The sequence below is a fragment of the Macrococcus equipercicus genome, from assembly GCF_004359525.2.
GTDB lineage: Bacteria > Bacillota > Bacilli > Staphylococcales > Staphylococcaceae > Macrococcus > Macrococcus equipercicus.
Genome location: NZ_SCWC02000002.1, coordinates 388,815 through 403,612, shown reverse-complemented (window position 1 = coordinate 403,612; position 14,798 = coordinate 388,815). Strand labels below are relative to the sequence as shown.

Here is a 14,798-nt window from a genome sequence, read left to right as displayed (position 1 = left end):
TTTCGGCGTCAGAAGTCCTGCTGTAAAAAAACGTCATTAAAATAATGTTTTTAAAAATTCTGAAAATATGGTATAACATAAATGAATAGGTATTCATTTTAAGGGGGATGCAGCATGTCAAAAGTGACGACTGATTTACATGAAGCACTGAACGGGCTTCAGGACGGGATGACGCTTGTAGTGGGAGGATTCGGACTGTGCGGAATTCCGGAGAAAGCGATACAAGTGATCAAAGATAAGGGGACGAAAGATTTGACCATCGTCAGCAATAACTGCGGCGTTGATGACTTCGGTCTCGGTATTCTGCTTGCCGGACGTCAGGTGAAGAAGATGATCAGCTCGTATGTCGGTGAGAACAAGACGTTTGAGCGTCAGTATCTGGATGGTGAACTGGAAGTAGAGCTGACGCCGCAAGGAACACTGGCAGAACGGCTTCGTGCGGGTGGTGCCGGCATACCCGGCTTTTATACCCGGACAGGTGTCGGAACCCCGGTTGCTGACGGCAAGGAAGTGAAGACCTTCGACGGGAAGGACTATTTACTGGAGCGGGGTATTACCGGTGATTATGGATTAGTCAAAGCATGGAAAGCTGATAAACTCGGCAATCTGGTCTTCCGTAAAACCGCCAGAAATTTCAATCCTCTCTGTGCAGCGGCAGGTAAAGTGACGATTGCAGAAGTCGAGCAGCTTGTTGAAGTAGGTGAGCTGGATCCGGATGACATCCATACGCCGGGCATATACGTGCAGCATGTTTATTTAGGCGAGAACTACGAGAAGCGTATTGAACGTAAAGTCGTCAAGGAGGAGAAATAATGGCAGAACGTCAACTGATTATTCAAAGAGCCGCAAAAGAGATCAAAAGCAACATGTATGTCAACCTGGGCATCGGATTACCGACGCTTGTAGCCAACGAAGCGACGGCAGACGTGCAGCATGTCTTCTATCAGTCCGAGAACGGGCTGCTCGGCATCGGTGCCTATCCGACTGAAAGCGCAGTCGATGCTGACCTGATCAATGCCGGTAAGGAAACAGTGACCGCTGTACAAGGAGCAGCGTACTTTGATTCAGCAGAAAGTTTCGCAATGATTCGCGGCGGCCATATCGACCTTGCCATTCTTGGCGGGATGGAAGTGTCAAGCAGCGGAGACCTGGCCAACTGGATGATTCCAGGTAAGATGGTCAAAGGCATGGGCGGGGCGATGGACCTTGTCAATGGTGCGAAAGAAGTGGTCGTCATTATGGAGCACGTGAATAAGCACGGTGAGTCAAAGGTGAAAGCTGAATGCACACTGCCGCTGACGGGCAGAGGTGTCGTCAACAAGTTGATCACAGATCTTGCGGTGTTTGAGTTCACTGACGGGAAGATGAAGCTCGTGGAACTGCTCGGAGATGCGACACTTCAAGAAGTGAAGGATAAGACGGAAGCCGCGTTTGAAACAGCTTGGCACGAATAAATACTGACGAAGAAACCTCAAGCAGGTTTCTTTTTTTTATATTAAAAATATAAATAATAATATTATGTAAACTTATTGTATTAATTAAACTTGATTTTTTCGCTAAAGTATATAAAAATAAGAACTGTGATAAAAACAACGAACATATGTTTGCAGGAGGAAGTAATTTGGCGAAGAATAATCAATATAATGACGAATCCATCCAGGTGCTGGAAGGCTTAGAAGCTGTAAGAAAACGGCCTGGTATGTATATCGGTTCAACAGACAGCCGCGGTCTCCATCATCTGGTCTATGAAATTCTCGATAACTCAATCGATGAAGCACTGAACGGCCATGGGACAGAAATCAGCGTGGTACTTAACAAAGATGGCAGTGTGACCGTTCAGGATAACGGCCGCGGTATGCCGACAGGTCTGCATAAAACAGGAAAGCCGACACCGGAAGTGATTTTCACTGTGCTGCATGCCGGCGGTAAGTTCGGTCAGGGCGGCTACAAGACAAGTGGTGGCCTGCACGGTGTCGGTGCGTCGGTTGTGAATGCGCTCAGTGAGTGGCTGAAAGTGACGATTCATCATAACGGCAAAGTTTTCGAACAGCGGTTTGAAAACGGCGGTGTACCGGTGACGACGCTCATTGAAAAGGGCACGACGAAACGGACAGGGACATCGGTCACGTTCAAACCGGATCCTAAAATCTTCAAAACAACGACGACTTTCAACTATGAGACGCTTGCTGAGCGGTTAAGAGAGTCAGCCTTTCTGCTGAAAGATCTGAAGATCACGCTGACTGACAAACGGGTAGAGCCTGAAACGGCAGAAGTCTTTCATTTTGAAGAAGGATTGAAGGCGTTCGTCTCATTTATTAATGAAGGTAAAGATACACTGCATGATGTGGCGATGTTCTCCGGTGAATCGAATGGGATTGAGGCGGAGATTGCCTTCCAGTATAATGACCAGTATTCGGAAACCATTCTCTCGTTCGTCAATAACGTCCGTACGAAAGACGGCGGAACGCATGAAGTCGGGATGAAGACTGCGATGACGCGGGTATTCAATGAATATGCGAGAAAGATCGGCGAACTGAAGCAGAAGGATAAAAATCTTGATGGTAACGATATCCGTGAAGGGATGACAGCGGTCATTTCGGTGAAGATTCCGGAAGAACTGCTGCAGTTTGAGGGGCAGACTAAGTCGAAGCTCGGCACGAGCGAAGCACGAAGCGCCGTCGATAATATCATCAGCGACCAGCTGCCGTACTTCCTGGGAGAGAACGGTCAGCTGTCACAGAACCTGGTGAAGAAGGCGGTCAAAGCGTCACAGGCCCGTGAAGCAGCACGTAAAGCCCGCGAGGAAGCACGGAACGGCAAGAAGAATAAACGCAAGGAGACGCTGCTGTCAGGTAAACTGACACCTGCCCAGAGCAAGAACACAGAGAAGAATGAGCTCTATCTTGTGGAAGGGGATTCCGCGGGCGGCTCTGCCAAGCTCGGCCGGGACCGTAAGTTCCAGGCGATTCTGCCGCTCCGTGGTAAAGTCATCAACACGGAGAAAGCAAAGCTTGAGGATATTTTCAAGAACGAGGAGATCAACACGATCATCCATACAATCGGTGCCGGCGTCGGTAGTGACTTTACGCTGAAGGACAGCAACTACAGTAAAGTCATCATCATGACCGATGCTGATACGGACGGTGCCCATATTCAAGTGCTGCTCCTGACATTCTTCTTTAAATATATGCGGCCGCTGCTGGCAGACGGCAGAGTATATATCGCACTGCCGCCGCTCTACAAAGTAGCTAAAGGCAGAGGGAAAAGTGAAGTGATTGAATATGCCTGGACCGAGGACGAACTGAAGGACGTTCAGAAGAAAGTGGGCAAAGGCTTCACGCTGCAGCGCTATAAAGGACTTGGTGAGATGAATGCCGACCAGCTCTGGGATACGACGATGAATCCTGAGACGAGAACACTCATCCGTGTTCAGATTGACGATGAACTGCGCAGTGCTAAACGTGTGACGACGTTGATGGGTGACAAAGTGGAGCCGCGACGTGACTGGATTGAACGCCATGTCGAATTCGGCATGCAGGAAGATTCCAGTATCCTTGAGAATGATGAAGTCGCGCTGCTTGAAGCGCAGGATATCGAAATGATGGAGAATGTAACGATTGGAGATGAGGCATAGTGGCAGAACACATACAGACTTTACCGCTGGAAGACGTCATCGGCGATCGTTTCGGACGGTACAGTAAATATATTATTCAGGACCGCGCACTGCCGGATGTGCGTGACGGTCTGAAACCGGTGCAGCGGCGCATCTTGTTTGCCATGCACCAGGACGGCAATAGCTTTGACAGAAACTTCAGGAAGAGTGCGAAAACCGTCGGCAATGTCATCGGTAACTATCATCCGCACGGAGATACTTCAGTTTATGATGCTATGGTGCGTATGAGTCAGGACTGGAAACTGCGTCATGTGCTGATTGAGATGCACGGCAATAACGGCAGCATCGATAATGATCCTCCTGCTGCCATGCGTTACACTGAGGCGAAGCTGTCTAAGCTTGCGAGTGTGCTGCTGCAGGACATCCAGCATAATACGGTGGATTTCGTGCAGAACTTTGACGATACCGCGATGGAGCCGATGGTGCTGCCGGCAAAGTATCCGAATCTGCTCGTCAACGGGTCGACCGGTATTTCAGCAGGTTATGCAACAGATATTCCGACACATAACTTAGGGGAGGTCATCGATGCAACACTTGCGATCATTGACAAACCGTCAATTACAGTAGACGACTTGATGACGTTGATGCCGGGCCCGGATTTCCCGACCGGCGGCATCATTCAAGGCCGTGCCGGCATCAAGCAGGCCTACGAGACAGGCAAAGGAAAAGCAGTCGTCCGCGGCAAAGTGGCGTTTGAGGAACTGCGGGGCGGCAGAACTGAGATTGTCATCACAGAGATTCCATATGAAGTGAATAAAAGCACGTTAGTGAAGCGGATTGATGAGCTGAGAGCCGATAAGAAAGTGGAAGGCATCATTGAAGTGCGTGACGAAACTGACCGTGACGGGCTGCGCATTGCGATAGAGCTGAAGAAAGATGCCAATGCAGAAGGTATCTTGAACTTCCTCTATAAGAACACGGACCTTCAAGTGACGTATAACTTCAACATGGTGGCCATCAGTGACAGAAGACCTAAGCTGCTTGGGATCAAAGAAATACTGACGAGCTATATCGATCATCAGCAGGAAGTAGTGACGAGACGCAGTAAACACGAACTTAACCAGGCAAAGAAACGCATGCATATCGTTGAGGGACTGATTAAAGCACTGTCTATCATGGAAGAAGTGATCACGACGATCCGTGAGTCAAAAAATAAGCAGCATGCGAAGGAAAACTTAGTCAGCCGCTTTGACTTCACGCTGGACCAGGCGGAAGCTATTGTGACGCTGCAGCTCTACCGGCTGACGAACACTGACATCGCTGCGCTGGAAGACGAGCATAAAGAGCTGAGCAACCGGTTGACGGCGCTTGAGGAAATTCTCGGCAATCCGAAAAAGCTGATGCAGGTCATTAAAAAAGAACTGAAAGCGGTCAAGAAAGACTTTGCAACAGAACGGCTGAGTGCCATTGAAGACAAAGTCGCTGAAATTAAGATCTCAAAAGATATTATTGTGCCGAGCGAGGAAGTGATTGTCAGCCTGACCCGCGAAGGTTATATAAAACGCACGTCACTCCGGAGCTTCGGTGCAACCGGGCTCGACGAGATCGGGCTGAAGGAGGGGGACTTCCTGCTGACGCATGTGTCATCTAATCTGCAGCACGTCGTCCTTGTCTTCACGTCGCTCGGTAACTATATCTATGTACCGGTCGTCAATCTTCCTGACCATAAATGGAAAGAGCTCGGCATGCATATTTCACAGCTTGTCCCGCTGAAAGAAGGAGAACGGGTCATTCATATGATGACGGTTGCGGACTTTGAGCAGGGCGGCTTTATTATGACTGCCACTAAGGGCGGTATGATCAAGAAGACCAGCCTTGCTGAGTTCAGCACGAAGCGCTTCTCGCGGCCGATTCTGTCGATGAAGCTGAAAGATGATGACGAAGTGCTGCAGGCCCTCTACATCACAGGTGACGAAGAAGTACTGGTCGTGACGGCTAAAGGGATGGCGCTCCGCTACTCATTGAGTGAAGTCCCGGAGACGGGGATTAAAGCAGCAGGCGTGAAGTCCATCAATTTAAAGGAAGATGATTCGGTCGTTGCGACGGAATTATTATATCCGGACCACTTTATTGTTCTGGCGACGCACCGCGGGGCTGTCAAACGGATGAAGCTGGATACGGTTGAAGTCGGCCGACGTGCTAATCGCGGCGTCGTCGTGCTGAAAGAGATAAAATCCAATCCGCACCAGCTGGTCGGAGCAGTGGTCACTGAAGATGCTGGACACTATATGATCATATCGGATTCCGGAAATACTGAAACAGGGACGGTCAAAAGTATCAGGCTCACAGAACGCTATACAAACGGCAGCTTTGTTGTCGACACTGCAGATTTCGGTATGCCGAAGACGCTGATAACACTGTAGCATGCGTGTCTTCTTGTTCCTCGTATTTTAAAAAGTTATTTTTTATCCTCCTATTTATGATAAAATACGGTTATGTACGTATTTTTTCACAGGAGGATTTTTTATTTGAATTTCAATCACGTTAATTTTGACGCGCTTATACCGGAATGGTTTAAGACAATCGTCTCAACAGGTAATGCTTTGATCTGGACACAGTTTCTGATCGGCTTGCTGCTTTTAGCAGGACTGTTCTTCAGCTTAAGTTCAAGGTTTGTCCAGTTAAGATGGCTGCCGGAAATGTTCCGGGTCATCGGTGAGAAACCTGAAACATTAGAAGACGGAAAAAAAGGGATTTCTTCGTTTCAGGCGTTCGCAATCAGTGCGGCCAGCCGTGTCGGCACGGGTAACATTGCCGGCGTAGCGACAGCTATCGTTCTTGGTGGTCCTGGTGCGGTCTTCTGGATGTGGGTGATTGCGTTTTTCGGAGCGGCAAGTGCATTTTTTGAAGCGACGCTCGCGCAAGTCTACAAAGTAAAGGATGCTGACGGTGGATTCCGCGGCGGTCCTGCCTACTATATGGAGCAGGGGCTCGGCCAGAAATGGCTCGGCACGACATTTGCGGTATTGATCACTATCACGTTCGCCTTTGTCTTCAACATGGTACAGTCAAACACTATTGCTGAAAGCTTTAACACGCAGTACAACACACCAGCGTGGGTGACAGGTTTAATACTAGCTGTTATTACGGCTGTCGTTATTTTTGGCGGCGTACGCTGGATCGCTAATGTTTCATCTGCGATTGTGCCGGTCATGGCGATCTTCTACATCTTAATCGTCTTCTTCGTTTTAGTGACACATATTGGTGCCATTATCCCGATGATCATCAGTATTTTTAAAGGTGCCTTCGGCCTTGAGCCGGCATTCGGCGGGGCACTTGGTTTCACGATCATGCAGGGGATTAAGCGTGGCTTGTTCTCCAATGAAGCGGGTATGGGTTCTGCACCGAATGCAGCAGCTACTGCAGCGGTCACCCATCCGGTCAAACAAGGTTTAATCCAGTCGCTGGGTGTCTTCTTTGATACGATGCTTGTCTGTACAGCAACAGCCATTATGATTCTGCTCTATTCAGGGCTTGAGTTCGGTGACAAGGCACCTCAAGGGGTAGCGGTCACGCAGGCGGCACTGAACAGCCACATTGGTTCCTTCGGCGGAGTATTCCTGACGATCGCCGTCTTCTTGTTTGCCTACTCATCAGTAATCGGCAACTACTACTATGGGCAGTCTAATATTGAATATTTGACGACTAATAAAAGTGTCATGCTTATTTTCAGACTGCTGGTGGTCGTGATGGTATTCCTCGGTGCGGTGGTTAAAGTACAGACTGTGTGGGATACAGCTGACTTATTCATGGGTCTCATGGCTATCTTGAATATTACAGCGATTATCGGACTTGCGCACGTGATCTTTGAAGTAACGAAAGATTACAGTGCACAGAGAAAACGCGGACTGAATCCGGTATTCAGAAAATCGAATATCTCGACTGACCTGTCGCGTGTCGAAACGTGGGACGAAGAGTTCCAGAGCACGACATACCAAAAAAAATAAGCAGCTTCGGCTGCTTATTTTTTTATGCGGTCAATGATTTGAAGAAGTTGACGATGGCTGTGAAGAAAGACTTGAGCGCTGCCATGAATTTATCCATGACGCCCTGCTGCTCCAGTGAGTCCTTCAAGTTTTTACCCGCTTCCTTTGCTGTGTCAGCGGCCTGTTTAAAGCCCTCTGAGTTTTTGATGTCATTGACATAGTTCGTTGCGCTGTCGATAAATTTGTCAGCATTTGCACCTGTAAAGACGCCTTGATTCTGGGCATTCGTGATGAAGTTGATGATCAATGTGATCTGATTGCTGTTCAGGACATCACTCAGTCCGTTGTTATTGATTTTTTCGATGACGACATTTTTGATCTGGTCCTGTGATAAATTGCCGCCCTGTTTAGCGACTGCTGCTTTCGCCTCGGCAATGGCTTTATTCAGCTGTTCTTGAGAGTAGCCGGACTTGTTCTGATTGTCTTCGTTGATGCTCGTAATCGTAGTCAGTTCCTCCTGGGCGGCCTGTGTCTGATTCTTGTTGATGGCTTCACCTTGTGTCTCAAATGCTTTGTAGACACCTGCCAGTGCGCTTTCACCGGTGACGTCCTCTGCCGCAGCGATTTTAACGTCGGCATCTGTCACACCGGCAGTTAACAGGGCATTTTTATAAGTGTCCTCAGTAATTTTCGTAATTTGACCTTTTGATTCGTCAATATTCAGTGTCAGTCCGGAACCTTTGCTTAACTTGTTGATGCGGATGCTTGATTTCAATACAGCGTTTGATGACTGGAGGTTTAAATATTTATTTAAGTCATCGGCATGGACATAAGTCGTCTTATCAGAATCTGCTGTACCTAACAGCTGCTTTGTCGTATCCTGCAGCTGTGGATTGGACTCAAGAGCTGCACCGTAGACGGTGACTGCTTCCTGCCAAGCTTCTTCAGTGACTGCATAGGACGGTTTAGTGACTAGTGTCGAGCTCATCATAGCGATGCTGCTCAGTAGGAGTAAACGCTTCATTATTTTCATTTTTTAGAACTCACTTCCTTGTTTAATTGCTCATATTTGTTATATTTATATTAAATACAAGTCTTGCACTTAGTATAGCATGCAGAAAATAATCTGACATAGGGCTTAAGAATGAGGTAACGTATGGGTGAGTATATTATTGAAAAAGCATTGAATAACAATGTTCTCATCGCGAACTATTACGGCGAGGAAGTCGTGCTTATCGGCAAAGGGATTAGTTTCGGCAAGAAGCAGGGTCAGCGAATAGAGGCTGATAAGATTGAGAAGATTTATGAATTAAGGGGCTACCATGAGCAGGAACGCTATAAAACGCTGCTCGGTATGACGAATGACCGGGTCATTAAAACGGTCATTGAAGTGGTCGATACAATTAAGGAGATGGCATACGGTGAAGTGAATGATTCCATCTTATTATCACTGACCGACCACATTATTTTCGCATTGAAACGACTCGAGGACGGCATTGTGATTGCGAATCCATTTCTGAAGGAAACAGAAGCACTGTATCCTAAGGAGTTTGATATTGCGACTAAAGTCGTCGATATGCTGAATGATAAGCTCCGTGTCTATTTTCCGGACACGGAGAAAGGGTTTATCGCGCTCCACATTCATTCTTCCATCAATAATCATACGATGCGTGAGATGAATATGATGACTGAAGTGGTCGCGCGGGCGGTCCAGATCATCGAGCATGATCTGAAAATACAAGTGGACAAAGATTCATTAGTATATGCGCGTTTTGTCAGACACATCAGTTTCGCTGTGCAGCGCGTCATGATCAATGACCGGCCGCCCGAACAAAGAAATTTAGAAAAACTATTGAAACTTCAATATCCGGCATGCTACAATATTGCTGTTAAGATAGTAAAAATGATGCAGCAGCAGTTAAATAAACCGGTGTATGAATCCGAACTCGTTTATTTAACGATGCATATACAGCAGTTTAATACTGAAGTCGAAGACGTGTAACTGGTAATGCAGGCATGAGTTGGTGACTGGTACAAGGGACCAGTCTATACTCATGTCTTTTTTTGTATCATTTTTACCTTAAACAAAAAGGAGGAACACACATGTTCAAATCATTATTCGGGCAGTTGCAGCGTATCGGTAAAGCATTAATGCTCCCGGTTGCCATTCTGCCGGCCGCAGGGATCCTGCTGGCGTTCGGTAATGCGATGCACAACGAACAGCTTGTTCAATATGCACCGTGGTTAAATACTCAGTTCTTTATTATGTTATCAGGCATTATGGAGTCAGCGGGTCAAGTTATCTTTGACAACCTGCCACTGCTGTTCGCCATCGGTACTGCACTTGGTCTGGCAGGAGGAGACGGCGTTGCCGGACTTGCTGCTTTAGTCGGTTACTTGATTATGAATGCGACGATAGGGAAATTCCTCGGTATAACAATCGACGATATTTTCAGCTATGCAGACGGTGCGCATACATTAGGTCAGGCTGCTAAAGAACCAGGTAATGCACTAGTGCTCGGCATTCCGACACTGCAGACAGGGGTATTCGGCGGTATTATCATGGGGGCAATCGCCGCATGGTGCTACAACAGATTTTACAATATTACTTTGCCGGCTTTCCTTGGCTTCTTCGCCGGTAAACGTTTCGTACCAATCATCACTTCTTTAATGGCAATTATTGCAGGTATCGTACTGGCACTTGTCTGGCCGACGATTCAGGGCGGACTGAACGGACTGTCTGAATTCCTGCTGAACAAAAACTTAGTACTGACAACATTTATTTTCGGTATCATTGAACGGGCGTTAATTCCATTCGGTCTTCACCATATCTTCTATGCACCGTTCTGGTTCGAGTTCGGTCAGTATACAGATGCTGCGGGCAACTTAGTCCGTGGTGACCAGAAGATCTGGATGGCACAGATGAAAGACGGTGTACCATTTACAGCAGGTATGTTTACGACAGGTAAATATCCATTCATGATGTTCGGTCTTCCGGCAGCAGCTTACGCGATTTACCGTCAGGCACGCCCGGAGCGTAAAAAAGTAGTCGGTGGTTTAATGCTGTCAGCAGCATTGACATCATTCTTAACAGGTATTACAGAACCGCTTGAATTCTCATTCTTATTTGTTGCACCGATTCTTTATGTCATTCACGTGTTCTTAGCAGGTACTTCATTCCTGATCATGCACTTACTGCATGTTAAGATTGGTATGACATTCTCCGGTGGTTTCATTGACTACACATTATTCGGTCTGTTGAACTGGGACCGTACAAATGCACTGCTGGTCATTCCTGTAGGTCTTGTCTACGCAGTCGTTTACTACTTCCTGTTCACATTCGCTATCAAGAAATTCAACTTGAAAACACCAGGTCGTGAAGATGAAGAAACAACGACTAAAACAGCAACAGCAGGTGAACTTCCGTTTGCAGTTCTGGACGCAATGGGCGGCCAGGAAAACATTAAACATCTGGATGCTTGTATTACGCGTCTGCGTGTTGAAGTAAGAGATAAATCTAAAGTAGATACTGGCGAGTTAAAAGCTCTCGGTGCTGCTGGTGTGCTTGAAGTCGGCAACAATATGCAGGCAATCTTCGGTCCGAAATCCGATCAGATTAAGCATGACATGGCGCGTATTATTTCAGGTGAAATCACACGTCCAGAGCAGACTATCACTTCAGAAGGTAATGACGATGTTGTCATCGAACCGACAGCTCCAGCTGCGCGTGATAACGGTGCGACAGCAGGTGTAACAGAAGTGTTTGCACCAATCACAGGCGAAGTCGTTGATATCACTAAAGTACCGGACGAAGTATTCGCCGGCAAAATGATGGGTGAGGGTGTTGCCATCATTCCTGAAACAGGCGAAGTCGTTGCACCGTTTGACGGAGTCGTGAAAATGGACTTCCCGACAAAACACGCATTAGGGCTTGAATCAGATGAAGGTGTTGAAATGCTGATTCACTTCGGTCTTGAAACAGTGGCATTAAAAGGGGAAGGGTTTGACGTACTCGTTAAACCAGGCGATAAAATCGTGATTGGTCAGCCGTTATTACGTGTGGATCTCGATTACATCAGAAAGCATGCGAAGAGCGACATCACTCCGATTGTCTTCACAAACCTTAATAAGCAATCATTAGTGAATACACATTACGGTCACGTCAACCAAGGTGACAAAATCACTGAAATTAAATAGTAAATCTGCCCCGAGCAATCGGGGTATTTTTATGACGATTTTTAATTTTATAATAATATTATGTAAACTTATTATTATAAATGAATATTAGATCACTAGTAACAAAAGGAATGAATTACTGAAAAAGAAGAGAAATAAAGAGACACCACCTTAACGTGATGTCTCTTCGCTGTACTGCTGTCTTAAAGCTTGTTCACGGGCATAGTTTTCAGGTTCTTTTCTGTAATAGTCCTGGTGCTCATCTTCAGCCGGATAAAATGTTTGATAAGGGAGTACTTCAGTGACAATAGGTTTGTCATAATTCACTTGAATGGTTTTGATATAGCTTTCAGCTGCTTCTTTCTGAGCTTCATTGACATAGAACACCGCTGTTTTGTACTGAGAGCCGCGGTCATGGAACTGGCCGTCTGCATCCGTCGGGTCAATCTGCTTAAAATAAATATCAAGTAGTTTTTCAAACGGGAATAACGCCTGATCATATTCGATTTCTACAGCTTCGTAATGACCTGTAGTTCCTGTTTTGACCTGTTCGTATGTCGGCTGATCGGTATGTCCGCCCATATAACCGCTGATTATGCCTTCGATTCCTTCAAATTTATCGAATGGTTTTACCATGCACCAGAAACATCCGCCTGCAAAGTAGGCTTTATTTATTTTCAAATTGATCACCTTCTTCTTTCCTGTTTTCATTTTACTATATTCTTTAACTGATTATTACAGGAATTACTTGATTTTTAATATTAATTTGTATAAGTTAAATATATTATTGTATATATATGAGAGAGGGTTTACATGATAGCTCAACAACCAAACGCGCGTAAGAAGAAACGCCGTTTAAAAAAATTACCAATCGTTATTTTAGCGTTACTATTACTTTCGGTCTTACTGGCTTTCTGGATGAAATCAAGCTACAGCGCCGGTATCGGGGTCGCACGTGAACATGGCAAGACACCGGAAAAATATACATTTAACGGTCCGATAAATAAAGATGCCAAAGTGAATGTGCTGATTCTTGGTCATGACCGGGCGGTTGACGGATCCTCAAGAACCGACTCTATTATGGTGGCGCAGTACGATTATTTGAATAAGAAGATGAAGATCATTTCAATTATGCGTGATATTTACGCTGATATCCCAGACGGCTACCGGAACTATAAAATCAACACAGCTTATACGCTTGGCGGGCCTGAGTTATTAAGAAAAACAATCAAGCGTAACTTAGGGCTTGATATTGAATACTATGCGGTTATCGACTTCAAAGGATTCGAGCAGATGGTCGATGAACTTGCTCCGAATGGTCTGCCGATCAATGTGGAGAAAGATATGTCTGCTAAGATTGGTGTTTCACTCAAACAAGGGCAGCATAACTTGACCGGTAAAGAAGTGCTGGGCTATGCACGGTTCCGTCATGATGAAGAAGGGGACTTCGGACGTGTCAGACGTCAGCAGCAGGTCATTAAAGCACTTGAGAAGGAAATGATGTCACTGTCGGCTGTCATGAAAGCACCGAAACTTGCAGGCATTGCCAGAGGATATGTTGATACGAACATGGCTGACGGAAATATCTTTAAGACGGGAATATCCTATATGGTCAGAGGGGATAAAGACATTCAGACAATGATTGTCCCTGTAAAAAACAGTTTCCGCATGGTCGATGTTGATGGTATAGGTAGTGTACTTGATATCGATAAAGAGAAGAACAAGAAAGCGATACAGGATTTTCTTAATGAATAATAACAAAAGGCATCACAGGAACATTCCTGTGATGCCTTTTGTCTAGTTTTCGTCGGATTTCAATGTGCCGCCGACGCCATATCGATTGTGTTTCAGTTCTTCCACAAAGACATGAATGTTTTCTTTCGGTGCATTCGTGTTTTTGCTGACCGCTTCAGTCACTTCCTGCACCATCGCTTTAATCTGTTCTTCTGAACGTCCTTCAAGTAACTCGATAGTAATGAATGGCATAGTTATTCTCCTTTATTGTCATATGGATTATAGATAGATGAGCCTTTACCATTGATCCAGTCCTGCTGTGCGTCTTCCTCCATGAATTCAATGTTAACATCGACGACATGAGGCTGCTGCAGCAGACGTTCTGCAAGGTCGCGCTTGATTTCTGACAGCTGTCTTAAGTTATAATCATGATACGGTGTTTCAACGATCGCTTCCAGATGAAGGTCTTCGCCTTCCTTCAAAACGATGAGACGTTTAATATCAGAGATATATTTGTTCTCGAGAATGATTTTTGAAGCTTTCACTTCCATCTCATCATCAGAAACACCGATCGCTCCAGCTGCATTCTCAAGGAACACCCGGGCAACGACATAAAACATCATCAGGCCGATAATGACTGATACAATCCCTTCAATCTGACCAAAACCGGTCCATCTTGAAATCATGATGGCGATAAGGGCGATGATGCCGCCTAATGTGGCTACTGTATCTTCAAGGAACACAAGTTTTGTCGCAGGTTTCGCTCTGTTCATATTAGCATAGCTTGTTGTGAACGGATGAAGCCCTGTCGCCGGTAAGTGCGCTTCTTCCAGCACTTCTTTTCCTGCTTTATGGAGGACACTGCCTTCTAGAATAATACCAACCAGTAACACACCGGCATTAATCAAAAAGTGGGTAAAGTTCTGATCGCCATTCGTCGGATGCTGGATATGATGAATTCCTTCCAGTACAGTTTCATAAGCAAGGATGGCCACGATAATGACGGCGAATAAACAGACGATGTTGACAAGGCGTCCGTAACCGAACGGGAACTTCTCATTCGGGGCCTTCTTTGAGACTGCTGAACCGACCCAGACGAACAGCTGGTTTGCCGCGTCACCGAATGAGTGCATCATCTCAGCAAACATCGCCACGTTGCCGGTGAAGAGGTAAGCGACAAACTTCAAGGCACCAAGAACAAAGTTGACGATGGCAGCTGTCAGAGAAGATTTACTGCCTTTCTTTAGCAGATTAAACAGATTTTTCATATTTGTACTCCTTTAATTTGA

General features: G+C 46.1%; 12 protein-coding genes. 8 read left to right on the top strand and 4 right to left on the bottom strand.

What is annotated here, in order from left to right; translation table 11 throughout:
• Positions 1-114 precede the first annotated feature (114 nt).
• The 5 genes from ERX35_RS04655 to alsT all read left to right on the top strand — a co-directional run bounded on the left by ERX35_RS04655 (position 115) and on the right by alsT (position 7,620).
• Positions 115-813 carry a CoA transferase subunit A gene (locus ERX35_RS04655; RefSeq protein WP_149458750.1) on the top strand — a complete coding sequence of 233 codons (699 nt, stop codon included), beginning with the start codon at positions 115-117 and terminating at the stop codon, positions 811-813.
• Positions 813-1,454: a 3-oxoacid CoA-transferase subunit B gene (locus tag ERX35_RS04650; RefSeq protein WP_170234537.1), complete on the top strand. Its 642-nt coding sequence runs from the start codon at positions 813-815 to the stop codon at positions 1,452-1,454. The genes ERX35_RS04655 and ERX35_RS04650 overlap by 1 nt, the downstream gene beginning before the upstream one ends.
• A gap of 167 nt (positions 1,455-1,621) precedes the next feature.
• Positions 1,622-3,634, top strand: a complete 2,013-nt coding sequence (gene parE / locus ERX35_RS04645; RefSeq protein ID WP_170234536.1) for a DNA topoisomerase IV subunit B — start codon at positions 1,622-1,624, stop codon at positions 3,632-3,634.
• The gene (parC, locus tag ERX35_RS04640) at positions 3,634-6,036 is read left to right on the top strand and encodes a DNA topoisomerase IV subunit A (RefSeq protein WP_149458747.1); all 2,403 of its coding nucleotides are present in this window, start codon (positions 3,634-3,636) and stop codon (positions 6,034-6,036) included. Before parE ends, parC begins: the two co-directional genes overlap by 1 nt.
• Positions 6,037-6,141: 105 nt before the next feature.
• Positions 6,142-7,620: a glutamine transporter AlsT gene (alsT, locus tag ERX35_RS04635; RefSeq protein ID WP_246143117.1), complete on the top strand. Its 1,479-nt coding sequence runs from the start codon at positions 6,142-6,144 to the stop codon at positions 7,618-7,620.
• A 22-nt stretch (positions 7,621-7,642) separates the two neighbouring features.
• Here the strand turns inward: alsT and ERX35_RS04630 are convergent, their stop codons facing one another.
• On the bottom strand, positions 7,643-8,623 hold the full coding sequence (locus tag ERX35_RS04630; RefSeq protein ID WP_149458745.1) for a DUF1002 domain-containing protein: 981 nt from the start codon (positions 8,621-8,623) through the stop codon (positions 7,643-7,645).
• Positions 8,624-8,755: 132 nt separating this feature from the next.
• Between ERX35_RS04630 and glcT the strand changes: the two genes are divergently transcribed.
• Positions 8,756-9,601 carry a glucose PTS transporter transcription antiterminator GlcT gene (gene glcT, locus ERX35_RS04625; RefSeq protein ID WP_149458744.1) on the top strand — a complete coding sequence of 282 codons (846 nt, stop codon included), beginning with the start codon at positions 8,756-8,758 and terminating at the stop codon, positions 9,599-9,601.
• Between the two features lie 101 nt (positions 9,602-9,702).
• Positions 9,703-11,796: a glucose-specific PTS transporter subunit IIBC gene (ptsG, locus tag ERX35_RS04620; protein ID WP_149458743.1), complete on the top strand. Its 2,094-nt coding sequence runs from the start codon at positions 9,703-9,705 to the stop codon at positions 11,794-11,796.
• Positions 11,797-11,946: 150 nt separating this feature from the next.
• Here the strand turns inward: ptsG and msrA are convergent, their stop codons facing one another.
• Positions 11,947-12,456: a peptide-methionine (S)-S-oxide reductase MsrA gene (gene msrA, locus ERX35_RS04615; protein ID WP_149458742.1), complete on the bottom strand. Its 510-nt coding sequence runs from the start codon at positions 12,454-12,456 to the stop codon at positions 11,947-11,949.
• 132 nt (positions 12,457-12,588) lie between these two features.
• On the opposite strand from msrA, the gene ERX35_RS04610 reads away from it, so the two are divergent.
• Positions 12,589-13,530: an LCP family protein gene (locus ERX35_RS04610; RefSeq protein WP_149458741.1), complete on the top strand. Its 942-nt coding sequence runs from the start codon at positions 12,589-12,591 to the stop codon at positions 13,528-13,530.
• 42 nt (positions 13,531-13,572) lie between these two features.
• On the opposite strand, the gene ERX35_RS04605 is transcribed toward ERX35_RS04610, so the two are convergent.
• Complete coding sequence (locus tag ERX35_RS04605) at positions 13,573-13,761, bottom strand: 2-hydroxymuconate tautomerase (RefSeq protein WP_149458740.1); 189 nt, start codon at positions 13,759-13,761, stop codon at positions 13,573-13,575.
• A gap of 2 nt (positions 13,762-13,763) precedes the next feature.
• Positions 13,764-14,777, bottom strand: a complete 1,014-nt coding sequence (locus ERX35_RS04600) for a cation diffusion facilitator family transporter (RefSeq protein ID WP_149458739.1) — start codon at positions 14,775-14,777, stop codon at positions 13,764-13,766.
• Positions 14,778-14,798: the final 21 nt, after the last annotated feature.